This is a genomic window from Achromobacter sp. FW305-C-28, from assembly GCF_058783235.1.
This window is the reverse complement of the sequence record NZ_JBYSYL010000012.1, coordinates 72,708-93,969: the sequence shown is the minus strand read 5'-3', so window position 1 is coordinate 93,969 and position 21,262 is coordinate 72,708. Positions and strand designations below refer to the sequence as shown.

Below are 21,262 nucleotides of genomic sequence, written 5' to 3'. Positions count from 1 at the left end.
AGAGGGGATCGGGAGCCGATCCCAATGCCCGCCATTTTGGCATAGCCGCCTGTCAAAAAACCGTAAGCCAAAACGCAATCCGGCCCGCTCCGGGCAAAGGCCAAGCCGTGTTGCGACCCCGCAACAATGGTGGCCCCGCCCCGCCTGCAACAATCGGAAAAATCATTTGGCGCCAACGGGTTGCGGGCTGGCGTCAATCCAGTTTCCGAACGACACATCGCTGCCCTGGAGCCGCGGCGCGCGGCTGCCGGTACTGGCCCCCAGGTCGGCCTCGCGCACCCCGCCCTGGGCGCCGATGACGAAGCTGCCGATGCCGGTCTGGCCGTAGCGGGCGGGCCAGGCGATGATCCAGTAGCCGTCGCCGCCGCGCGCCGGCAGCACCTTGTAGCGATAGCCGTCGTAGGCGTCGGCCGCCGGCACGTCCGGGCCCATCGCCAGCGCGTCCGGGCCGAAGGCCTGGGGCGGGTAGCCGGGCAGTTCCGGCCAATACAGGCCGTCGGTGGTACCGGGGCGGCTGACCAGCCGGTCGGCATAGCGGCCCTGGCCCACGCCATCGCGGTAGCGCGCCTGGGCGGCTTGCAGCGCCTGCAGGGTGTCGATGGTGCTCAGTTCATTGCGGCCGATGGTGCGGCGGCGAATTTCGGCTTTGCCAGCCACGGGATCGAACCGCCAGCCCTGCGCCACGCGCACGATCGGCACCGCCATGGTCCAGCCTGAATCCCCCACGCCCACCCAGGCGCGTCGGTCGCCATCGGCGATCACCTCGTGCTTGCGGGCCCAGGCGGCCAGGAAACGGTAGATATCGTCCTGGGCCACGCCTCCCGGCACGATCTGCCGGTAATCCGGCCCCAGCACCTTGGCCATGGCCTCGCGGTCGCTGGTGGCCAGGGCCTCGCCAAACGCGTCGGCCGCCGCCTGCGGCGTGGGATACGACTGCTGGGCCACGGCGGCCGTTGCCAGGGCAGCCAGGGCCAGCAGCGCGGCGGCGCCGGCCTGGCGGATGCTGCGGCGGGTGTGACGGGCAAGCGCATTCATCATGGAGACTCCGCTGTTCATGGTGCCTACCTCCGGCCGCCGAAATGACCGCCGCCACCGCCGAGATGCCCGCCGCCCCCCGCGCCGCCGGCGCGTCCGCCCCCGCCGGCACGCACCCCCTCGCCGCCCCGAGGCGCAGCCTGGGCGCGGTCGGTGCGCTGGGCCTGCTGGCGCATGCGGTCGCCGTTGCCGGCATCGCGTAGCGCGTTGCTGCCGTTGTTGGCGCGGGAACGGTCCCGCGCCGCCGCGGCATCCGTCCGTTGACGCTGGGCCGCCGCCTGGCGATCGGCCGAGGACGAACGATGGTCAGCGGAAGGCGTCCGCCGGTCCGCCCCCGGGTCGCGGGTGGCACCCGGCGTACGGGTGCCGGCGCCGCCCTGCCCCAGGCGGTCGCCGCCACGCGGTTCGGCGTGGCCGGGAATGGACTGGCCGGTGCGGCCCTGGAATGATTGCGCGGCGCGGTCGCGGGCGGCTTCGCGCGAGCCGGGTGCGGGCGCCGCACGCCCCTGGGCCCGATTCTGCAAGCCGGCCTGGCGCTGGCTGTCAAAGCGCTGGCGGCTGCCCGCATCGGCGTAAGGCACATTGCCGCGATGGTCCGGGTTGTGCTGCCAATTCGCGCGGTTGCCGTTCGCCGTGTTGATGCGCTGGTTCACGTTGATGTTGTTGTACCGGTTGACGTTGATGTCGACGTCGTTATGGCCCCAGTTGAAGCCGCCCCACATCGAATCCACCGCCGCCACGCCCAGCCCGAAGCCGATGCCGGCCACCAGCGACGTGGCGAACACGGAGCCTGGCGGTGGCGGGTAGTAGGCGGGGGGGTAGGCAGGGTAAGGCCAGGTGCCGTAGACCACGGTCGGGTTGTAACTGGGCACGTAGACCACCTGCGGATCGGCCGGCTCGATCACCACGACGGTCTTGCCGCCCGTATCGCTGGACGTGACCTTCTGCTGCGGCGTGCTCTTGAGGTTGCCGGCCTGGCGGGCCTGAACCCGCAGCCGCTGCACGGAATCCATGACGTCGTCCGGCTGCGCCAGGAAGGCATCGCCCACCGATTTCACCCAGGCGGGCTGGCGGCCCATCAGGTCCATCACCGATGGAAAGGCGACCAGCGACTTGACGCTGGGGTCCCAGGATTCGGGTTCGACGGCCTTGGCGGCGGCGTCGCCCGACAGATTGGTGTGGGCGGCGGACCATTGCGCGGCCGCGGCGATGTCGTCGGGGTAGGTGGCCCCCATCAGCACTTGCGATAAAAGGGCATCGGGATACAGCGCCACCGGCGCCAGCAGCTGGTCAAGCTGCCCCTTGTCGAGCTTGGCCTGCGCCATGGCGGGCAGGCAGACGGCGAAACCCAGGCACAGGCAGCCGATGAACCACGCTTGCAGTCGACGCATTTCCCGTTCTCCATGATCGCAACGCAACTGCTACAAACAGGGTGGAACCGCCGGATACCGCGAAGACAATATATCCCGAAACCGGCGCCGGGCAAGCGCCAATTTCGGGGTCAGGCATCAAAGCCCGGGCACGACAGGCCCGGCGTTACAGCTTGGCGACCGAAACTTCGGTGGCCTTGACGAAGGCCAGCACCTCGGTGCCCACCTGCAGGTCCAGCTCCTTGACCGAGCGGGTGGTGATGACCGACGTGACGATGCCGGCGGGCGTGTCCACGTCGACTTCCGAGACCACCGGGCCCAGGATGATTTCCTTGATCTTGCCGCGGAACTGGTTGCGGGCGTTGATGGATTGAATGCTCATGGTCCTGCTCCTAAGTAATGGAAAAAACCGGTGACAGGCGCCTGCGCGTTATCGGCGCCGGCACATGGAACCGCGGTAGCGGCCCGGGCGTGACGGCGCTATACCGCCAGCCGCAGGTGCCGGATCTGTATGACTGGCGCGAGAGGCCTGTCCCCCTGCGCCGCCGTTTCTTGCCCTGTTTCCTGCTCTGTTTTCTGCTCTATCCCCTGCTTCATCACGACGCGCAGCACCCGTGCTTCCAGCGCTGCGAAGGCGGCCGAACCGCGCGCGCGGGGCCGCGCCAGCGTCACGCGTTCGTCCAGCGCCACGCGGCCGTCCTCGATCACCAGGATGCGGTCGGCCAGCGCCACGGCTTCGCCAACGTCGTGCGTCACCAGCACCGCGGTAAAGCCGTCGCGCCGCCAGATGTCTTCGATCAGTTGTTGCATGCCGATGCGCGTCAGCGCGTCCAGCGCGCCCAACGGCTCGTCCAGCAGCAACAGGCCGGGCCGATGCACCAGCGCGCGGGCCAGCGCCACGCGTTGGCGCTGGCCGCCCGACAACTGCGCCGGCCAGTCGCCGCCACGGTCGCCCAGGCCCACCTGGCGCAGCACGGCAGCGGCCTGCGCCCGGGCTTGTCCGGGCAGGCCCAGCGCCACGTTCTGCAGCACGCTCTTCCAGGGCAACAGGCGCGCGTCCTGGAACATCATGCGCACCCGGCTATCGGCCGACCACTGCGGAAAGTTGTCGAACAGCACGGGCGAACGGGCAGGCAGGCCGCCCTGCTCGCCGCTGGCGGTCTCCAGCCCCGCCAACAGGCGCAGCAGCGTGCTCTTGCCGCAGCCGCTTTGCCCCACCACTGCCACGAATTCGCCGGGCGCGAATTCCAGGTCCAGGCCGTTGAGCACCACGCGTTCGCCATAGCGCTTGGCCAGCTTGCGCAAGGTCACGCGCAGCGCGGGACGGGTGGCGGGCTCGTCGTCCTGCACGGCATCCGGCTCGATTCGCCCCGGCACGTCCAGGTGCTGCAGCAGCTCGAACTCGTTGGGGTTGATGAACATGGCCGCAACCTCCCGTGGCGTGCGCTGCGCCCTAGCGGGTCGCGGCGAGCTTCTGTTGGTAGTCGGTCTTGACGAAGCCGGCGAACGACTTTTCGGTCACGGCCAGGAACTCGGGCGAGGCATAGGCCGCGGCGATGTCCTTGACATACGGCTTGTCCAGGTCGGCCGTGCGCACGGCCACCAGATTCTGGTAGGTGGGCGTGGTCTTTTCCAGCGCCAGCGCTTCGGTCAACTTCAGGCCCGAGGCCAGCGCGAAATTGCCGTTCACGAAGGAATAGTCGGTGTCTTCCAGCGACCGCGGCAGTTGCGCGGCTTCCAGCGGAATCAGCTTGATCTTCTTGCTGTTCACGGCCACGTCCTTCTCGGACACCTGCAAGGGGTCGTAGCCTTCGCGCAGCTTGATCCAGCCCAGTTCCTGCAGCACCACCAGCGCACGCGCCTGGTTGGTGGGATCGTTGGGCACGGCCACGCTCACGCCTTCAGGGGCCGCGTCCACGCTCTTGTATTTGCGGCTGTAGATGGCGATGGGCGCGGTCGGCACCTTGACCAGCTCGGACAGTTCCAGCTTGTTCTTGGACGCGAAGTTCTTCAGGTACACGATGTGCTGGAACGCGTTGGCGTCCAGCGCGCCCTGGGCCAGCGCGAAATTGGGCTGCACGTAGTCGTTGAATTCGACGATGCGCACGGTGTAGCCCTGTTTTTCCAGAATGGGCTTGATGCCCAGCTTGATCTGGTCGCTGTAGGGGCCGGCGGTGGCGCCGAACACGATTTCCTTCTTGGCGGGGTCGGCGGCCTGCGCGCCGGCGGACAGCGACAGCGCGGCGGCGGTCAGCGCCAGGGTCAGGAGATTGCGGGTCATGGACATGGTCTTGCCTCTGGAATCAGCGTTTGTCGATACGTCGCGCGACGGTATTGCCGGCGAACTGGATGATCTGCACCAGCACGACGAGCAGCGCCACGGTGAGCACCATCACGTCGGTCTGGAAGCGGTAGTAGCCATAGCGGATGGCCAGGTCGCCGATGCCGCCGCCGCCCACCACGCCCGCCACCGCGGAATAGGACAGGAAGCTGACGGCCAGCACGGTCAGCGCCAGCACCAGGCCCGAACGCGCCTCCACCAGCAGCACGCGGCGCACGATCTGCAATTCCGACGCGCCGGCCGCATGCGCGGCCTCGATGACGCCGCGCGGCACCTCGCGCAGGCACTGTTCGACCAGGCGGGCGAAATACGGAATGGCGGCGAACGACAGCGGCACCGCGGCGGCGACCGGCCCGATGGACGTGCCGGCGATGACCCGCGTGAACGGCACCAGCGCCACCAGCAGGATGATGAAAGGGAACGAGCGCACGGTATTGACCGTCCAGCTCAGCAGCCGGTGCGCCACCGGGCGGTCCAGCGACTGCCCCGGCCCCGTCAGGAACACCAGCACGCCCAGCGGCCCGCCCAGCAGGATCGACGCCGCCAACGCGATGCCCAGCATCAGGAAGGTCTGGCCGACGGCCACGCCCAGCTCGGGCAGCAATTGCAAAAAGGTATCCAGCATTACGCGACCTCTTCATAGGGGTGGGTGGCTTCGCGGATGAGCTCGCGGCCCAGCGCCGACGACAGGTGCACCCCGGCGCCCGAGATCTCGGCCTGCTCCAGCACCTGGCCGTTTTCCATCACCGCGACGTGGCGGCACAGCGCGCGCACCACGGCCAGTTCGTGCGTGACGATCACGATAGTCACGCCCAGGCGCTTGTTGATGTCTCGCAGCACGCTCAGCACGGAGCGGGTGGTTTCGGGGTCCAGCGCCGAGGTCGGTTCGTCGCACAGCAGCACGGCCGGCTCGCTGGCCAGGGCGCGAGCGATGGCCACGCGCTGCTTCTGGCCGCCCGACAATTGCGCTGGATAGCTGGTCGTCTTGTCGGTCAGGCCGACGATATCCAGGCAGTCGCGCACGCGCGCCGAAATCTGTTCGCGGCTGCGTCCGCCGTGCACGCGCAAGGGGAAGGCCACGTTCTCGAACACGGTCTCGTTCTGCAGCAGGTTGAACTGCTGGAAGATCATGCCGATGTTCTGGCGCGCGGCCCGCAGGTCACGCTTGGCCAGCGCCGTCAGTTCGGTGCCGCCGACCCGCACCGCACCCGCGTCGGGGCGCTCCAGCAGGTTGATCAGGCGCAGCAGGGTGGACTTGCCCGCGCCGCTCTTGCCGATGATGCCGAAGGTGTCGCCCGCGCGGATCGACAGCGACACGTCGCGCACGGCATCAAAGCGCCCGGCGCGCGTGGCGAAGGCCTTGCTCACGCCGTCCAGGCGGATGAGCGGCTGCGTCGCGGCGGCAACGTCGGAAAGGGAAGCAATATCGGTCATCGGATCAGGAAAGGGGAAGTCATGCGTGTCAGGAATACGCGGTGGGTTCGGGAATCTGGTCCAGCAATGCGTAGCGGCCCAGGTCGCGGATCTTGTAGGCCACGGGATCGTGCAGCGTGTGCACGCGGGCGTTGCGCCAGAAACGGTCATAGCCATGGCGTGCCGCGGTGGACGAGGCGCCGGTCACGTCGAACAGGCCAGTGCCGACATCCAGCGCCGCGCGGTGCGCCAGCACCTTGGCCTGGGCGCCGGCCACAGCCACTTCGCCGCGCTCGTCGGCGGTCAGCGACGGCCCGCGCGCCAGCGCGGTGTCCAGCTGCTGCCCCGCCAGGTCGGCCAACGCCTGCGCGGCCTGCACCCGCAGCCAGAATTCGCCGAAGCGTTCCTGCACATAGGGGTCGTCGGCATGGCGCTGCACGTCCGACGCGAACCAGGGCCGTGCGTGGTCGCGCACATAGCGGCGCGCTTCCTGGAAGGCGCCGCGCGCGATGCCCAGGTACAGATTGGTCATGATCAGTTGCGCCACCTGCGAACGCAGCGTGGCGCGCGGCGTGGGCGCCACACCCGGCGCTTGCAACACCTGGATCGGTTCCAGCCGCACATGATCGAAGCGCACGGTGCCGCTGTCGGTCTGGCGCTGGCCGAAGGCATCCCAGTCGGGGTTGACGGTGATGCCGTCCGTGCGCGTCGGCAAGGCGGCGATCAGGGCCGTGCCGGAGGTCTTGTGCCAGGCCGAAAACGTCAGCAGGTCAGAGCCCACCGAACCCGAACTGAAATTCTTGACGCCGTCGATGCGATAGCCGTCCAGCTCGGCGCGCGCCACCACCCGCCGGTCCAGCGGATTGAGCGCATTGCCCCAGAACAGATGACGTTCGACCGTAGGCCGCAGGAAATACTCGTGCTGCTCGGTCGTGCCGTACAGCAGCACGCCCGCCACTTGCAGATGGTGAAAGCCGAACACATGCGCCAGCGCGCTGTCGGCCTCGGCCAACGTGCGCACGGCGTCCAGCACCGTCGACCACTTGGCGCCCGCGCCGCCATACTGCGTGGGGACAGACAGGCGCAACAGGCCGCTGGCGCGGATCAGTTCACGCTCGGCGGCGGCATGGCCGCCCGCGCGGTCGCGTTCGACGGCGGTGGCGGCCAGTTGCGCTGCCAGGGCCTGGACGGCGCGAGCCGCATCGGCGCCGCGTGCCGGCGCGGCGCCGCCATGGGGCACCCGGTTCGCATCTTGGTCTGTGGAAGTCTTGGCCATGGAATCTCGTTGCAAGGAATGGGCGCTCAGGCCGGCCGATAGGCCGGATTCCAGCGCAACAGGCGCCGTTCCAGCGCCCGCGCCAGCGTATCGGCCACCTTGCCCAGCAAGGCATAGAGCAGGATGCCGAGCAACACCACGTCGGTCTGCAGGAATTCGCGCGCGTTCATGGTCATGTAGCCGATGCCGGATTGCGCCGAGATGGTTTCGGTGACGATCAGAATCACCCACACCAGCCCCAGCGCGAAGCGCAGGCCGACCAGGATCGACGGCAACGCACCCGGCAGGATCACGTCGCGATACAGGCGCCAGCCGGTCAGGCCGTACGAGCGCCCCATTTCGATCAGCGCCGGGTCCACCGAGCGAATGCCGTGAAAGGTATTCAGGTAGACGGGAAAGAACACCCCCAGCGACAGCAGCACCAACTTGGCGGTTTCCTCGATGCCGAACCACAGGATGATCAGCGGAATCAGCGCCAGCACCGGGATGTTGCGGATCATCTGCAAGGTGGTGTCCAGCAAGGTCTCGGCAGTGCGAGACGAACCGTTCAGCAAGCCCAGCGCCAGGCCCAGCCCACCGCCCAGCAGCAAGCCCCACAGCGCCCGCAAGGCGCTGATGCGCACGTGCTGCCAGAGCTCGCCCGACACCGCCAGCGACCAGGCGGCCGCTGCCACCTTCGAGGGCGCAGGCAGAATCCGCGACGACAGCCAGCCGGCCTGCGCGGCCAACTGCCACGCAAGCAAAATCAGGGCGGGGACCAGCCACGGCATCAACGCCGCGCGCCAGCCGCCGGGCTTCTGGGCGGCGTTCATCAACTGGCCGATTCCCTGGGCACCAGTTCGGTGGCCATGACTTCGCCGAACGGGCCGGTCAGCACGGTGTTTCCGACCTTGTTGCCGCCCTTGCCGGGCAGCAGCGGAAACACCAGTTCGGCAAAGCGGTACGACTCTTCCAGGTGCGGATAGCCCGAGAAAATGAAGGTCTCGATGCCCAGGTCGGCGTATTCCTGGATGCGCGCGGCCACGGTCTCGGGGTCCCCCACCAGGGCCGTGCCGGCCCCGCCGCGCACCAACCCGACGCCTGCCCACAGGTTGGGCGAGATTTCCAGGTGCTTGCGCCCGCCCTGCTCGTCGTTGAGCTTGCCGCCGTGCAGCGCCGCCATGCGGCGCTGGCCTTCCGAATCCATTTTCGAGAATGCGGCTTGCGCCGCGCGCACCGAGTCTTCGCTGAGATGGCTGATCAGTTCGTCGGCCGCCGCCCAGGCCGCGTCTTCCGTCTCGCGCACGATGACATGCAGGCGGATGCCAAAGCGCACCGTACGGCCATGCTTGGCCGCGCGGGCGCGCACGTCGGCGATCTTGGCCGCCACGGCGTCGGGCGCTTCGCCCCAGGTCAGGTACACGTCCAGCTGCTCGGCCGCCAGTTCGTGCGCGGCCTCGGACGAGCCGCCGAAGTACAACGGCGGATAGGGCTTCTGCACCGGCGGGTAGATCACCTTGCCGCCCTTGGACACCAGTTGTTCGCCTTCGAAGCTGTAGCCCTCGGCGTCGTGGCTGTTTTCCAGGATGCCGCGCCAGATGCGCAGGTAATCGGCCGTGATGGCGTAGCGCTGGTCGTGGCTGACGAACACGCCGTCGCCTTCCAGCTCGCCGGGATCGCCGCCGGTCACCACATTGACCAGCAGCCGCCCTTCGGACAGACGGTCAAACGTGGCGGCCATGCGCGCCGAGAACTGCGGCGAACTGACCCCCGGCCGGATGGCCACCAGGAACTTCAGGCGGCGCGTGGCGCCGATGAGGCTGGAGGCCACCACCCAGGCGTCTTCGCACGACCGGCCGGTGGGCAGCAGCACGCCGTCATAACCCAGCGTGTCGGCCGCCACCGCGACCTGGCGGAAGTAGTCGTAGCTGGCCGCGCGCGCGCCCTGGCTGGTGCCGAGATAGCGCGAATCGCCGTGGGTGGGGATGAACCAGAAGACGTCCATGGGTAGGCCTGCCCTTGTCTATTTCAGATCCGACGGCGCAGCGTCGAACACGTTGAGGGGTTGGGGAATGAGCTTGAGCGCGTGGAACGCGTCCGCCACCTGCTGCTGTTCCTGCAGCACTTCCCGCGTGATCGGCTGCACGCCGTAAGCCAGCCGGTCGGCCGCCAGTTCGACCACGGCCTTGTCCAGTCCCAGCACCGGCTGCAACAGCGCCACGGCTTCCACGCGATGGTCGCGCGCCCACAGGTCGCCCTTGCGCACTTCGTCCAGCACCGTCCGGATCACGTCCGGACGCGCTTTTTCGTAGGCCCGCGCGGCCAGGAAGAATTGATAGTTCTTCACCACGCCGGTGCCGTCCGCCAGCACCCGTGCGCCCAACTGCTTTTCGGCGGCAGCCTGGAACGGGTCCCAGATGACCCACGCATCGACCGACCCACGCTCGAACGCGGCACGCGCATCGGCCGGCGTCAGGTAGACCACGTTGACGTCGCCATAGGCCACGCCTGCGCGCTCCAGCAGCTTGACCAGCAGGTAGTGCACGTTGGACCCTTTGTTCAGCGCAACTTTCTTGCCCTTCAGGTCGGCCACGCTCTTGATCGCAGAATCCTTGGGCACCAGGATGGCCTCGCTGGTGGGCGATGGCGGTTCGTTGCCCACGTACACCAACGCCGCACCCGCGGCCTGCGCGAACACGGGCGGCGCTTCACCCACGGTGCCGAAGTCGATGGAACCGACGTTCAAGCCTTCCAGCAACTGCGGGCCGGCGGGAAACTCGGTCCACTTCACCGTGATGCCCTGCGCGGCCAGGCGCTTGTCCAGGTCCCCCAGCGCCCGCACGATGGTCAGGGTGCCGTACTTCTGAAAGCCGATACGCAACGTCTTGGCATCCTGCGCCTGTGCCGTGGGCCACAGCAGCGCTGCGCACAGCAACGCCGCCAACCAGCGGAACACGGAAAGACGGGACACCCAGATCACGCTGCGCATGGAAAACCTCCGTTTCAGACGCTGAAGCCGCCCGCAAGCGCGAGCCGGCCCAGGTCAAATGCTTCGTTGACAACCGCACCCCGCGGCGCCACCTGTTCGGCCAGCCGCTCGACCGAATCCTCCAGCCGCGCCAGCACGTCCGCATCGATCTGGCTGGCGCCCGCATCGTCGATGCTCACCTGCTTGTCGGTGGCATAGACCCCGGCAAGAATGTGCCGCGCGCCCAGCGCGGACAGCACGGGCTTCAAGCCATACTCCAGCGCCAGCAGATGCGCCGGACTGCCGCCGGTGGCAATCGGCAGCACCACCTTGCCCGCCAACGCCTTTTCGTCCAACAGATCCAGCACGGCCTTCAACCCGCCCGAAAACGAGGCCTTGTAGACAGGCGTGGAAATCAGCACGGCATCGGCCGTAGCCACCCGCGCCCGCAAGGCATTGGCGGCAGCCCCGGTGTAGTGCCCTTCAACCAGGTCTTCGGCAGGAATGTCGCGCAGCCCCAATTCGATGATGCCCAACCCCCGCGCCCGCAACAGCTGCGCGGCATGGCGCAGCAAGGCGGAAGAACGGGAGCGCTGCGACGGACTGCCCGCCAGGGTAAGAATGCTCATGTCAGATGGCCGGTGTAGCGTTGAAGAATCCTGCGCGGCGCCAGGCCGTTTCAGAAGGCGGGAATCAGCGAACCCTTGAATTCGCTTTCGATGAAGGCCCGCACTTCGGGCGACTGATAGGCCGACACCAGTTTCTTGACCCAGGGCTGGTCCCGGTCTTTGGTGCGCACGGCAATGACATTGGCATAAGGCCCATCCGCCGCTTCGCGCCCGATGGCATCACGCGCCGGCACCAGGCCCGCCTGCGTGGCGTAGTCGTTGTTGATGGAAGCAGCAGTCAGGTCATCCAGCGAACGCGGCAACTGGGCCGCATCCAGCGCCACCAGCTTGAGCTTGCGCGGATTGGAGACGACATCAAGCGGCGTGGCATTGTTCTTCTGCTCGGCCTCGGGCTTGAGAGTAATGAGCTTATAAGCGGCGAGCAGGCGCAACGCCCGGTTGCCGTTGGAAGGATCGTTCTGAATGCCGACGGATGCACCTTCGGGCAAATCATTGAGCGACTTGATCTTGCGCGAATAGAACCCCAGCGGCGCGGTAACGGTCAGCCCCACGGGCACGATGTCAAAGCCTCGCGCCTTGATCTGGTTATCCAGGAAAGGCTTGTGCTGAAACGCATTGGCATCCAGATCACCCGCATTGAGCGCCGCGTTGGGCAGCTGGTAATCATTGAATTTGACGAGCTTGATCTCAAGACCTTGACGGGCAGCGACTTGTTTGACGACGTCAAAGATCTTCTCGGTCGTGCCGACGGAGATGCCGACGGTGATGGTCTTTTTATCTTGCGTATCAGCGTGGGCAGCAGGCGCGATCGCAAAGGCGATTGCCGTGATGGCTAGCAGGTTCTTGGCGAACGACATCGTGTTTTTTCCGGGTATGCAGAGAATCGATGGTTGATTCTGGCATCGTGGGGCGGGGCGGAAAAATACTTAGTCGGTATGAAGTTATGTGACGAAGATTGGTTTCGGTCGGAATGGCTGATTTTTGGAAATATGACGATATTTCTGGGGGTTTTTTGGGGTTTGGTTGTGCGTGGGGTTGGGTTCTTAAGTCGCGCTTGGCGGTGTCGGTTAGGATCATTCACGGACGCTGGGACGGGCGGTGTGCTTGGCGTTTTTTTCACGGTCAGTGGGGGTGGGCGGGGTGGGACGGTGCCCGCTTCGTGCCGGCCGCGCGGGCGGCCTTACGAAGCTTACGCGGCGTCTTGCGTGCGCCGATGCCGCTCCCGCGTGTAGGTGAGGATGTTGTTTTCTAGCGGCGCGGATGCCGTGGCGTTCCACATCAGTGTGCAGCGCCTGATGGGCGGCGCGCGAGACAGTCAGCATGCGCAATCAGGCGCCTGCCGCGCCGCCCATCACCGCCCCTCCCCCCACGATGTGCGACCCAATAGAAAACCAATCTCCAACAGCGCGAAGCGCATCCGCAACACTGTCAGCAACACGAATGCCAAACGTGGCCGCCCGCGCGGCCGCGGCTTGGCGACCCTGCAGATCTCATGCCCTGACCACAGGTCTAACAGCGCGACGAACCCAGACGCGCGTAGTCCCTCGCGGCGGTGGCATGCGGGGCGGGCAACCTCGATGCGCCCGAGGGAATCGGAAGGGAGCCGAAGGCGGACGACGATGACGACGGGGACGTCCGGAGCGAAGGCTCCGGACCGCAATCGTGGGCGCCCGCCCCGCATGCCACCGCCGCGAGGGACGACCTACGAAGCACAGAGCAACCTAAGAACCCGAAGCATCAAACAATCACCCCCCGGAAGTCCCCCGCCACATGCTCCAAAGGCAACCGACTCCGCCCCACCCCAAAAAGCTTCTCCCGAAGCGTCCCCTCGACATAAGAACTCTTAAAAACCCCACGTTCCTGCAACTCAGGCACCACCAGATCGATAAAGTCCGAATAGCACTCAGGCGTCACCGTCCGCGCCAGATTGAAGCCATCGATATCTGTTTCTTCCACCCAGGAGGCCAGTTCCTCTGCCACCTGCGACCCGCTGCCCACCAGCGCCGGATAACGGCCGCCCAGCGCCATGTCCGCCAGCAGGTCGTTCACGGTGCGGTCCGTCCTGGCCACCGTCAGATTCTTCACTGCGGACTCGATCGCGTTGTTCTTCACATAGCGTATCGGCTCGTCGTTCCTGTATTGCGAAAAGTCTATCCCCGTTGAACTCGCATAGTGTGCCAGGCCGGCCTCTGGACTCGCGTAGCGCAGATATTCCGCGTGCTTCTCCCTGGCCTCGGCCTCCGTCTTGCCCACCACCGCTGTCACGCCCATGAAGAACTTGATGTCGCGCGGGTCGCGGCCTTCCTTGGCGACCGACTCACGTACGCTTGCCACCAGCTTGCGCAGGCCTTCCTTGGTTTGGCTCGACACGAACACGCATTCCGCGTGGCGCGCCGCGAACGCCTGGCCGCGGCCGGACGAGCCGGCCTGGTACAGCACCGGCGTGCGTTGGCGTGACGGTTCCGACAGGTGATAGCCCTGCACCTTGTAGTACTTGCCCTCGTGGTCTATCCGGCGCACCGCCTCCGGGTCCGCATAGACTCGGGCCGCGCGATCCGCGCGCACCGCCTTGTCGTCCCAGCTGCCTTCCCACAGTTTGTAGGCCACTTCCAGGAACTCGTCCGCGCGGTCGTAGCGTTCGTCGTGCGCGATCTGCTCCGACAGCCCCATCGCCCGCGCCGCGCTCTCCAGGTAGCCCGTCACGATGTTCCAGCCGATGCGGCCGTTCGTCAGGTGGTCCAGCGTCGAAAAGCGCCGGGCCAGCAGGTAGGGGGCCTCGTACGTCAGGTTCACCGTCACCCCGAAACCCAGGTGACGCGTCGCGGCGGCCATTGCCGACACCGTCAGCAGCGGGTCGTTCACCGGCAGCTGGATCGACTCGCGCAGCGTCAGGTCCGCCGAGTCCTGGTACACGTCGTACACCCCCACGATATCAGCCAGGAACAGGCCGTCGAACAGGCCGCGTTCCAGCAGGCGCGCCAGGTCCGTCCAGTAGTCCAGCGTCTTGTATTGCGTCGACGTGTCGCGCGGGTGCGTCCACAGGCCGTGGTTGATGTGGCCCACGCAATTCATGTTGAACGCGTTCAGGAGGATTTGCTTCTTCGCCATGGCGTGCCGCTTTCCTAAGTGTCAGGTGGTGCCGACCCGGCCGGGGACCGCGTCGTTCAGGTAGTAGTTGCCCACCGCATGACGCTTCCAGCGCACCGGGTCGTGCAGCGTGTGGGTGCGCGCGTTGCGCCAGTGGCGGTCCAGGTTCAGGTGGTCCAGCGTGGCCTGCGTGCCGGCCAGCTCGAACAACTTCGTGCCCGCCGCCAGCGCCGATTCCGTCGTCAGCGCGCGGGCCTCGGCCACCGCAATGGCGGCGGCTGCCACCAGGCGCGGTTGCGGGTCTGCGGTTGCCACGTCCAGGATGCGGCCAGCACGGGCCACCAGCGCCCTTGCCGCATCCAGACGGATCGACAGGCGGCCGAATTCGCTGAGCGTCAGCGGGTCGTCGGCTGCGCGCTCCACGCCCGCATCGATCCACGGGCGCGAGCGATTGCGCACGAACTCCAGCGCGTCCGCCAGCGCCGCCTGGCCGATGCCCAGGTCGATCGCGGCGTGGATGATCTGCGCCAGCGGCTTGATCGTGTTGGGCGGCGCAGTGGGGTCGGCCAGCACCATCACGTTCTCAGCTGGCACCGCCACGTCCTTGAACAGCACCGTGCCGCTGCCCGTCACGCGCTGGCCGAAACCCGACCAGTCGTCGATCACCTCCACCCCGGGACTGTCGCGGCGCACGAACGCCAGGCGCTGGATCGCGTCATCGCCCACCGTGGCGGTGGGAATCCACTGCGCGTAGAGGGCGCCCGTGCAATAGAACTTGCTGCCGTTGATGTGCCAGCCGCCCTCGCCGTCCGGCGACAGGCGGGTGCGGCGTTCCGCCGCGGTGCGCGTGCCGACCTCGGCCAGGGCGTTGCCGAAGCGTTCCCCGGCCAGGGCGCGGGCGTAGAAGCGGCGCTTCTGGTCGGCGCTGCCGTTCACGCGCAGCACTTCCAGCGCGTAATAGTGGTTTTGCGGAATCTGGCCCAGCGAGCCGTCGGCGGCCGAGATGATCGCGGTCACTTCGGCCAGCGTCACCCGCGAGACCCCCGCCCCGCCGTATTCTCGCGGCACGGTGATGCCCCACAGACCTGATTGCGAATAGCGCTCCAGTTCCGGCAGCGGCAGGCGCCGTTCGCGGTCGCGCTGGGCGGCCTCCAGGGCGAAGTCGGCCGCCAGCGCGCGCGCAACGTCCAGCGCCTGGGCATCGCTGGCGATGATGGCGGCGCGCTGCGGCGCCAGGGTCGAAATGGGCGTGTCGCTCATGGCTCAGATCCAGGAATGGCGGTTGGGGCGGCGGCCGTTCAGCAGATAATTGCCCACGGCGTGGTACTTCCAGCGCACCGGGTCATGCAGCGTGTGGGTGCGGGCATTGCGCCAATGGCGATCCAGGTTGAATTCCGCCAGCGATGAACGCGAGCCGGACAGCTCGAACAGCGTTTCGCTGGCGGCCAGCGCGATCTCGGTGGTCAGCGCCTTGGCGCGCGCCACGGCGATGGATGCAGCGGCCACGTCGTCGGCGTCCAGCGTGCGCGGGGTGGCGTCGTCCAGGTGTGCGGCGGCTTCCAGCAGCACGGCCTGCGCGGCGTGCAGGTCGATGAACAGGCGGCCTACGTCGCCGATCACATAGGGGTCTTGCGTGGCGCGCTCGACGCCGGCCTCGGCCCACGGGCGGGCGCGTTCGCGCAGGAATTTGACGGTGTCGTTCAGCGCGGCCTCGGCAATGCCGGCGTCGATGGCGGCCTGCATCAATTGGGCGAACGGGCCTTGCAGCGCGGGCTTTTCCTGCACCGCCCAGGCCGGCAGCACGGCGTCAGGTTCGACCCGCACGTTGTCCAGCAGCACCGTGCCGCTGGCGGTGGTGCGCTGGCCGAAGCTGGACCAATCGTCCACCACCGTCAGGCCCGGCGCGCCGCGATCCAGCAGCACCGTCACCAGGCGGCCTTCGGTGTCCAGCGCCTTGGTGGGTATCCAGTGCGCGTACAGCGCACCGGTGGAATAGTATTTGCGCCCCGACAGCCGGTAGCCATTGCCCTCGGCCACCAGCCGCGCCTGCACGTCGCGCGCATGGCGGGTGTGGCGTTCGGGGCCGGCGTTGCCCAGGCGACGGCCGGCCAGCACGCCTTCGTAGTAGTACTGCTTCTGCTGCGGCGTGCCCACCTGGCGCAGCAGGTTGAGCGAGCCGAAATGATTCTGGGGAATCTGCCCCAGCGACGGGTCGGCCGCGCTGATGATGCGAAACACCTCGGCCAGCGTCACGTGCGACACCTGGGCGCCACCGTATTCGCGCGGCACCGTGATGCCGCCCAGGCCGCTGGCGGAATAGCGTTCGATCTCGCGCCACGGCAGGCTGCGGTCCCGATCGCGCTGCGCCGCGCCCTGTGCGAAGTCGGCGGCCAGCGCATGCGCGGCGTCGAGTGCCTCTGCATCGCTGCGCAGCCGGGCGGCCGGCACCACGCGAGGGGCCTCGTCGTTGTCCTGCGGAAAGGGGGAAGCTGCGGCTTGCGGCATGAGACGGGGCGCCAGGGGTGAAAACATGCAGCCTATCGGCGCGGCCCGGCGCGCGGAAGGACGGATTTCTCATGCGGATATTTGAAATCGGTATATGCCGCGCCGTGCCCCACGCTACCTGTTAGCAGGCGTCGCGGCGGCATAACGAAATCACCAAAGAGTGTTTGCGGCCGGCTTTCGCGCTTGCTTAGAGTCAAGCTTTTCCGAGCCCTGCGCCTTGCCGCCCGCCTTCATGCCCGAACTGGATCTGCCTATTGCCCTGGACTACGACGGCGCGCTGGAAGCGCGGCTGTTCGACGACATCCGCGTTGTCGTGGCGCCCAATATTCCGGCCGCACGCATCGAACCGCCACGCGACCTGGCCAATGCGGACGAGCGCCGGGCAGCCGGCGAATACGCCATCTGGAACACCGTGCACGACCTGTTCATCACGCAGGTGGCGGCGCATGCCATTGCCGGCTTGTTCCGCGACGACACCGAGTTCCAGTTCGCCCTGGCACGCCAGTTGGGCGACGACGCAGCCCATGCGGAATTTTCGCGCGGCCGCGCCGCCGTGCTGCTGGGCCGCGACCCCTTGCCCGAGGTCGAGCAAGGCGTGCGCGATGCCTGGGACCTGATTGGCGGTTTTGCGCTGCGCAATTGGCAGAACTTCCTGGCCTGGCAATTCCATTACGAACACTACATCCTGGCGCGCCTGTTCGTGAACCGCCGCACCGCCCGCGTGCTGGACTTCGGCCATCGCGAATTCGGCGAAAACCGCATCCTGCCCGACGAAGAAGCGCACCGTATCCGCATCACGCAATGGTGGCTGCGCAAGCTGGCGAACGCCAGCGAGGCCCAGCGCCACGACTGGACCGAAAGCCTGATCCAGGCCGATGAAGACGTGCAACGCATTCTTGCGCCCTACCTGCGCGATTCCTGGCAACTGAACCTGCACGCCACCGGCCTGGATACCCGCGGCCACGTCGCGCTGTACGACGCCTGGCGGCGCGAGCTGCTGGCCACGCTGCTGCGCGTGGCCCCCGACGACCTGCCCCCCTTGACCAGCCTGGCCGCCTGACCCGGCGACGCCCATCACGACCGAAGGAACCCGCATGACCCAGCCCTTGCCCCCGGCGTTCGACATCGACGCGCCGCAGGACACCGTCAACCCCCTGCGCCGCTGGCTACTCAGCGCCGGTGCGCTGATGGGCACCGGCGCGCTGTTTCCCAACGTGATCTTCGCGCCGGCCCATGCCGACACGCAGAGCCTGCCGAACACGCTGCAAGGCGCCACCCCGGGTGGCGTGCTGAACGCCGTGGTGCACCCCGAGCCGCCGACGCTGGCCTTCTATCTGAACTCGTCGACGCCCACGGGCGCCGTGGCCAGCAAGATCTTCGACGGCCTGGTGGAATACGGCCCCGACCTGAAACCGCGGCCCGTGCTGGCCGAAAGCTGGACCGTGTCGGAAGACGGCAAGACCATCACCTTTGCATTGCGCCAGGGCGTGCTGTGGCACGACGGCAAGCCGTTCACCGCGGCCGACGTGAAGTGGTCCGCCGAAGAGGTCTGGCTGAAGCACGCGCCCAGCGCGCGCCGCGTGTTCCAGTACCTGAAGCAGGTGGAAACGCCTGACGACCACACCGTGGTGCTACACCTGTCGCAGCCCACGCCGGTGGCGCTGAACGCCATCGACTCGCTGGGCGCGCCGATTCTGCCGCGCCACCTTTTCGAAGGCACCGACATCCAGAACAACCCATACAACAACAAGCCGGTGGGCACGGGGCCGTTCGTCTTCAAGGAATGGAATCGCGGCAACTACATCGTGCTCGAACGCAACGCGCACTATTGGCAGCCCGAACGCCCCTTCCTGGACCGCATCGTCTGGAAGATCGTGCCCGACGTGTCCGGCCGCGCCACCGCGCTGGAAACTGGCGCGGTCTCGTATGGCGAGCGCAATCCGGTGGCCTTCACCGACGCCACCCGCCTGTCCAAGCTGCCCAAGCTGGCGGTGGACACGTCCGGCTACAACGGCTTTGCCGCGTGGCTATGGCTGGAAGCCAACTTGCGCGACCCCATCCTGTCGAACCTGAAGGTGCGCCAGGCCATCGCCCATGCGGTCAACAAGCAGGCGCTGGTCAAGACTGTCTGGAACGGCTATGCCGAGCCCTTTGTCAGCCCGGTGCCGTCGCTGGTCAAGCCGTACCACAACCCCAACGTGCAGCAGTACGCCTACGACCCCGCGCTGGCCGAAAAGCTGCTGGACGAGGCCGGCTATCCGCGCGGCGCCGGCGGCTGGCGCTTTGCGCTGACCCACGACTACATTCCGTTCGGCGACGATTACCGCCGCACGGGCGAATTCGTGCGGCAGGCGCTGCGCAAGATCGGCATCGACGTCACCCTGCGCGGCCTGGACCTGGCCACCTGGACCCGCAACGTCTTCACCGACTACAACTTCCAGCTGATCAGCTCGTGGGGCACGGTGCTGATCGACCCGCAACTGGGGGTCGAAACCCGCTACTGGAGCCGCGCTGAAGCCCGCGGTACGCCCTGGTACAACGCGTCCGGCTACAACAACCCCGACATGGACCGCGCCATCGAGGCCGCCCAGGTCGAGACCGACCCGAAAAAGCGCATCGAACAGTACAACGAGGTGCAACGGCTGGCGCAGCGCGACCTGCCGCTGATCGGCCTGTTCGAATTCCGCTGGTTCGGCGTCTGGGACAAGCAGCTGCGCAACGTGACCGACGCGTCGTCCCACTCGCGCAACAACTTCGCCAACGTCTGGCTCGGCAAGGCCTGAGCGCCGCGGGACCCACCAGCCATGTTCGCGCGCCTGCCCCGCCCCGTCCGCTACCTGCTGCAGATCCTGTTCGTGGTGGGCGCCACGGCGGTGGCGAATTTCTTCCTGCTCAAGCTGGTGCCCGGCGACCTGGTGGACGTGATCGCCGCGGAAAACAGCGGCATCACCCCGGCCCACGTGGCCGAGCTGCGGCTGGCCTACGGGCTGGACCAGAGCGTGCTGGCGCAACTGGGCTATTACCTGAAAAGCCTGGCGTCGCTGGACCTGGGCTATTCGTTTCGCTATGGCGAGCCGGTGGCGACGCTGATCTTTGGCCGGCTGCCCGCCACGCTGGCACTTATCGGCACGGGGCTGGCGCTGTCAGTGGTGTTGGGGGTGCTGCTGGGCGTGCTGGCGGCCCGGCGGCCACATGGCCTCTTGGACACGCTGCTGTCGGCCCTGGCCACGGCGGGCTATTCGGCGCCGATGTTCTGGACCGCGCTGATGCTCATCGTGGGATTCGGCGTGCATCTGGATTGGCTGCCGGTCGGCGGCATCCGCGACGTGGGCGCGGCCTACCAGGGCTGGGCGCTGTGGCTGGACTATGCGCGGCATCTGGCGCTGCCGGTGGCCACGGTGGCGATCTACTACGTGGCCATCTACGCGCGGCTGTCGCGCGCGTCCATGATCGAAACGCTGCAGGAAGACTATATCCGCACCGCGCGCGCTCGCGGCAATGGCGAGGCCCGGGTGATCTGGCGCCATGCGCTGCGCAACGCCATCCTGCCCGTCGTCACCATGCTGGGCCTGCAGAGCAGCGCGCTGCTGGGCGGCAGCATCGTGGTGGAAACCGTGTTCGCCTGGCCCGGCCTGGGCCAGCTGTCATTCGAGGCCATCGCCAGCCGCGACGTCAACCTGCTGCTGGGCATCCTGCTGATGAGCGCGGCGCTGGTGGCGGTGATGAACATTGCCGTCGACGCCACCTACGGATGGCTGGATCCCCGTGTGAGAAAAGCATGACGCTGCGTATCGGCTCGCTTGCCACGCTGCGCCTGTTGCGCGCGCCGTCCGCCGCCATTGGCGCGGCCATCCTGGTGCTGCTGCTGGGCGCTGCCGCCACCGCCGGCTGGCTGTACCCCGGCGACCCGCTGGAGATGGTGGGTGCGCCCTTCACCTGGCCGGGCAGCGACGCCGAGTTTCCCGCCGGCACCGACCTGATGGGCCGCGACATCCTGGCCGGCCTGTTCCACGGCGCGCGCGTGTCGCTGCTGGTGGGCGGCGCATCCGCCGCCATTGCACTGGGTATCGGTCTGCTGGTGGGCGCCTTTGCCGGGTACGCCGGCCCGCGTACCGACGCGGTGTTGATGCGCGTGACCGAGCTGTTCCAGACCGTGCCGTCGTTTCTGCTGGCGATCGTGCTGGTGGCGATCCTGGGGCCGTCGCTGTCCACCATCATCTTCGCGCTGGGCGTCACGTCCTGGACCGGCATCGCGCGCCTGACGCGCGGCGAATTCATCGCGCTGCGCGAACGCGAATTCGTGCGCGCCGCCCAGGCGCTGGGCGCGGGACACGCCCGCATCATCTTCCGCGAAATTCTTCCCAACGCCCTGCCGCCCATCATCGTCACCACCGCCGTGCTGGTGGCCAACGCCATCCTGTCGGAAGCCGGGCTGTCGTTCCTGGGCCTGGGCGACCCCAACGTGGTCAGCTGGGGCAGCATGGTGGGCGCCGGCCGCGAGGCCCTGCGCACCGCCTGGTACATGACCGCCCTGCCCGGCCTGACCATCATGGCCGCCGTGCTGGCGCTGAACCTGCTCAGCGACGCCATCAACGACGCGCTCAACCCCAAGCTGCGGCGCCGCACGGCCACGGCGCCCGCCCCCGCGCGCTGACCCGC

20 protein-coding genes are annotated in these 21,262 nt (G+C 67.5%); 4 read left to right on the top strand and 16 right to left on the bottom strand.

Translation table 11 applies throughout. The features are described 5' to 3' along the window. Window positions 1-162 precede the first annotated feature (162 nt). The 16 genes from AC3WMR_RS24985 to AC3WMR_RS24910 form a co-directional block, all read right to left on the bottom strand. A complete protein-coding gene (locus AC3WMR_RS24985; RefSeq protein WP_492265907.1) occupies window positions 163-1,038 on the bottom strand; it encodes a DUF2950 family protein in 876 nt (291 codons plus the stop codon). A gap of 23 nt (window positions 1,039-1,061) precedes the next feature. Further along, window positions 1,062-2,426, bottom strand: coding sequence for a DUF3300 domain-containing protein (locus AC3WMR_RS24980; RefSeq protein ID WP_492265908.1), 1,365 nt, complete (start codon window positions 2,424-2,426; stop codon window positions 1,062-1,064). Between the two features lie 145 nt (window positions 2,427-2,571). After that, the gene (locus AC3WMR_RS24975) at window positions 2,572-2,787 is read right to left on the bottom strand and encodes a TOBE domain-containing protein (protein WP_006227327.1); all 216 of its coding nucleotides are present in this window, start codon (window positions 2,785-2,787) and stop codon (window positions 2,572-2,574) included. 98 nt (window positions 2,788-2,885) lie between these two features. Beyond that, window positions 2,886-3,827 (bottom strand): ATP-binding cassette domain-containing protein, encoded by a 942-nt coding sequence (locus AC3WMR_RS24970; protein WP_492265909.1) that lies wholly within the window; start codon window positions 3,825-3,827, stop codon window positions 2,886-2,888. 31 nt (window positions 3,828-3,858) lie between these two features. After that, window positions 3,859-4,692, bottom strand: coding sequence for a MetQ/NlpA family ABC transporter substrate-binding protein (locus tag AC3WMR_RS24965; protein ID WP_175193217.1), 834 nt, complete (start codon window positions 4,690-4,692; stop codon window positions 3,859-3,861). Between the two features lie 16 nt (window positions 4,693-4,708). Then, a complete protein-coding gene (locus tag AC3WMR_RS24960) occupies window positions 4,709-5,371 on the bottom strand; it encodes a methionine ABC transporter permease (RefSeq protein ID WP_492265910.1) in 663 nt (220 codons plus the stop codon). Next, the gene (locus AC3WMR_RS24955) at window positions 5,371-6,180 is read right to left on the bottom strand and encodes a methionine ABC transporter ATP-binding protein (RefSeq protein WP_492265911.1); all 810 of its coding nucleotides are present in this window, start codon (window positions 6,178-6,180) and stop codon (window positions 5,371-5,373) included. The genes AC3WMR_RS24960 and AC3WMR_RS24955 overlap by 1 nt, the downstream gene beginning before the upstream one ends. A 28-nt stretch (window positions 6,181-6,208) precedes the next feature. After that, complete coding sequence (locus AC3WMR_RS24950) at window positions 6,209-7,435, bottom strand: acyl-CoA dehydrogenase family protein (protein ID WP_492265912.1); 1,227 nt, start codon at window positions 7,433-7,435, stop codon at window positions 6,209-6,211. 26 nt (window positions 7,436-7,461) lie between these two features. Then, window positions 7,462-8,247: an aliphatic sulfonate ABC transporter permease SsuC gene (gene ssuC / locus AC3WMR_RS24945; protein ID WP_492265913.1), complete on the bottom strand. Its 786-nt coding sequence runs from the start codon at window positions 8,245-8,247 to the stop codon at window positions 7,462-7,464. After that, window positions 8,247-9,419 (bottom strand): FMNH2-dependent alkanesulfonate monooxygenase, encoded by a 1,173-nt coding sequence (gene ssuD, locus AC3WMR_RS24940; protein WP_492265914.1) that lies wholly within the window; start codon window positions 9,417-9,419, stop codon window positions 8,247-8,249. Before ssuD ends, ssuC begins: the two co-directional genes overlap by 1 nt. Before the next feature lie 18 nt (window positions 9,420-9,437). Next, a complete protein-coding gene (locus AC3WMR_RS24935; protein ID WP_492265915.1) occupies window positions 9,438-10,403 on the bottom strand; it encodes a sulfonate ABC transporter substrate-binding protein in 966 nt (321 codons plus the stop codon). 14 nt (window positions 10,404-10,417) lie between these two features. Next, window positions 10,418-11,011 (bottom strand): NADPH-dependent FMN reductase, encoded by a 594-nt coding sequence (gene ssuE / locus AC3WMR_RS24930; protein WP_025139816.1) that lies wholly within the window; start codon window positions 11,009-11,011, stop codon window positions 10,418-10,420. Window positions 11,012-11,061: 50 nt separating this feature from the next. Beyond that, a complete protein-coding gene (locus AC3WMR_RS24925) occupies window positions 11,062-11,868 on the bottom strand; it encodes a MetQ/NlpA family ABC transporter substrate-binding protein (RefSeq protein WP_263915401.1) in 807 nt (268 codons plus the stop codon). 880 nt (window positions 11,869-12,748) lie between these two features. Next, on the bottom strand, window positions 12,749-14,119 hold the full coding sequence (locus AC3WMR_RS24920; protein WP_492265916.1) for an LLM class flavin-dependent oxidoreductase: 1,371 nt from the start codon (window positions 14,117-14,119) through the stop codon (window positions 12,749-12,751). 21 nt (window positions 14,120-14,140) lie between these two features. Further along, window positions 14,141-15,358 carry an SfnB family sulfur acquisition oxidoreductase gene (locus AC3WMR_RS24915; RefSeq protein WP_492265917.1) on the bottom strand — a complete coding sequence of 406 codons (1,218 nt, stop codon included), beginning with the start codon at window positions 15,356-15,358 and terminating at the stop codon, window positions 14,141-14,143. Between the two features lie 3 nt (window positions 15,359-15,361). Beyond that, entirely contained in the window at window positions 15,362-16,603 is a 1,242-nt protein-coding gene (locus AC3WMR_RS24910) for an SfnB family sulfur acquisition oxidoreductase (protein ID WP_492265918.1), read from the bottom strand. A 232-nt stretch (window positions 16,604-16,835) separates the two neighbouring features. Between AC3WMR_RS24910 and AC3WMR_RS24905 the strand changes: the two genes are divergently transcribed. Genes AC3WMR_RS24905 through AC3WMR_RS24890 form a run of 4 tightly spaced genes read left to right on the top strand, consistent with a single transcriptional unit; the run spans window position 16,836 to window position 21,257 of the window. Next, entirely contained in the window at window positions 16,836-17,663 is an 828-nt protein-coding gene (locus AC3WMR_RS24905; protein WP_492265919.1) for a hypothetical protein, read from the top strand. A 34-nt stretch (window positions 17,664-17,697) separates the two neighbouring features. Next, window positions 17,698-19,386, top strand: coding sequence for an ABC transporter substrate-binding protein (locus tag AC3WMR_RS24900; protein WP_492265920.1), 1,689 nt, complete (start codon window positions 17,698-17,700; stop codon window positions 19,384-19,386). A 21-nt stretch (window positions 19,387-19,407) separates the two neighbouring features. Continuing rightward, complete coding sequence (locus AC3WMR_RS24895; protein WP_025139823.1) at window positions 19,408-20,385, top strand: ABC transporter permease; 978 nt, start codon at window positions 19,408-19,410, stop codon at window positions 20,383-20,385. Further along, window positions 20,382-21,257, top strand: a complete 876-nt coding sequence (locus AC3WMR_RS24890) for an ABC transporter permease (RefSeq protein WP_492265921.1) — start codon at window positions 20,382-20,384, stop codon at window positions 21,255-21,257. Before AC3WMR_RS24895 ends, AC3WMR_RS24890 begins: the two co-directional genes overlap by 4 nt. Window positions 21,258-21,262: the final 5 nt, after the last annotated feature.

What these genes read in the sequence shown, in the direction of transcription:
- AC3WMR_RS24955 (WP_492265911.1), bottom strand. Translation starts at nt 6,180, where the DNA reads ATGACCGATATTGCTTCCCTTTCCGACGTTGCCGCCGCGACGCAGCCG.
- ssuC (WP_492265913.1), bottom strand. Translation starts at nt 8,247, where the DNA reads ATGAACGCCGCCCAGAAGCCCGGCGGCTGGCGCGCGGCGTTGATGCCG.
- AC3WMR_RS24910 (WP_492265918.1), bottom strand. Translation starts at nt 16,603, where the DNA reads ATGCCGCAAGCCGCAGCTTCCCCCTTTCCGCAGGACAACGACGAGGCC.
- AC3WMR_RS24905 (WP_492265919.1), top strand. Translation starts at nt 16,836, where the DNA reads ATGCCCGAACTGGATCTGCCTATTGCCCTGGACTACGACGGCGCGCTG.
- AC3WMR_RS24935 (WP_492265915.1), bottom strand. Translation starts at nt 10,403, where the DNA reads ATGCGCAGCGTGATCTGGGTGTCCCGTCTTTCCGTGTTCCGCTGGTTG.
- AC3WMR_RS24915 (WP_492265917.1), bottom strand. Translation starts at nt 15,358, where the DNA reads ATGAGCGACACGCCCATTTCGACCCTGGCGCCGCAGCGCGCCGCCATC.
- AC3WMR_RS24890 (WP_492265921.1), top strand. Translation starts at nt 20,382, where the DNA reads ATGACGCTGCGTATCGGCTCGCTTGCCACGCTGCGCCTGTTGCGCGCG.
- AC3WMR_RS24920 (WP_492265916.1), bottom strand. Translation starts at nt 14,119, where the DNA reads ATGGCGAAGAAGCAAATCCTCCTGAACGCGTTCAACATGAATTGCGTG.
- ssuE (WP_025139816.1), bottom strand. Translation starts at nt 11,011, where the DNA reads ATGAGCATTCTTACCCTGGCGGGCAGTCCGTCGCAGCGCTCCCGTTCT.
- AC3WMR_RS24985 (WP_492265907.1), bottom strand. Translation starts at nt 1,038, where the DNA reads ATGATGAATGCGCTTGCCCGTCACACCCGCCGCAGCATCCGCCAGGCC.
- AC3WMR_RS24960 (WP_492265910.1), bottom strand. Translation starts at nt 5,371, where the DNA reads ATGCTGGATACCTTTTTGCAATTGCTGCCCGAGCTGGGCGTGGCCGTC.
- AC3WMR_RS24980 (WP_492265908.1), bottom strand. Translation starts at nt 2,426, where the DNA reads ATGCGTCGACTGCAAGCGTGGTTCATCGGCTGCCTGTGCCTGGGTTTC.
- ssuD (WP_492265914.1), bottom strand. Translation starts at nt 9,419, where the DNA reads ATGGACGTCTTCTGGTTCATCCCCACCCACGGCGATTCGCGCTATCTC.
- AC3WMR_RS24965 (WP_175193217.1), bottom strand. Translation starts at nt 4,692, where the DNA reads ATGTCCATGACCCGCAATCTCCTGACCCTGGCGCTGACCGCCGCCGCG.
- AC3WMR_RS24895 (WP_025139823.1), top strand. Translation starts at nt 19,408, where the DNA reads ATGTTCGCGCGCCTGCCCCGCCCCGTCCGCTACCTGCTGCAGATCCTG.
- AC3WMR_RS24900 (WP_492265920.1), top strand. Translation starts at nt 17,698, where the DNA reads ATGACCCAGCCCTTGCCCCCGGCGTTCGACATCGACGCGCCGCAGGAC.
- AC3WMR_RS24950 (WP_492265912.1), bottom strand. Translation starts at nt 7,435, where the DNA reads ATGGCCAAGACTTCCACAGACCAAGATGCGAACCGGGTGCCCCATGGC.
- AC3WMR_RS24925 (WP_263915401.1), bottom strand. Translation starts at nt 11,868, where the DNA reads ATGTCGTTCGCCAAGAACCTGCTAGCCATCACGGCAATCGCCTTTGCG.
- AC3WMR_RS24970 (WP_492265909.1), bottom strand. Translation starts at nt 3,827, where the DNA reads ATGTTCATCAACCCCAACGAGTTCGAGCTGCTGCAGCACCTGGACGTG.
- AC3WMR_RS24975 (WP_006227327.1), bottom strand. Translation starts at nt 2,787, where the DNA reads ATGAGCATTCAATCCATCAACGCCCGCAACCAGTTCCGCGGCAAGATC.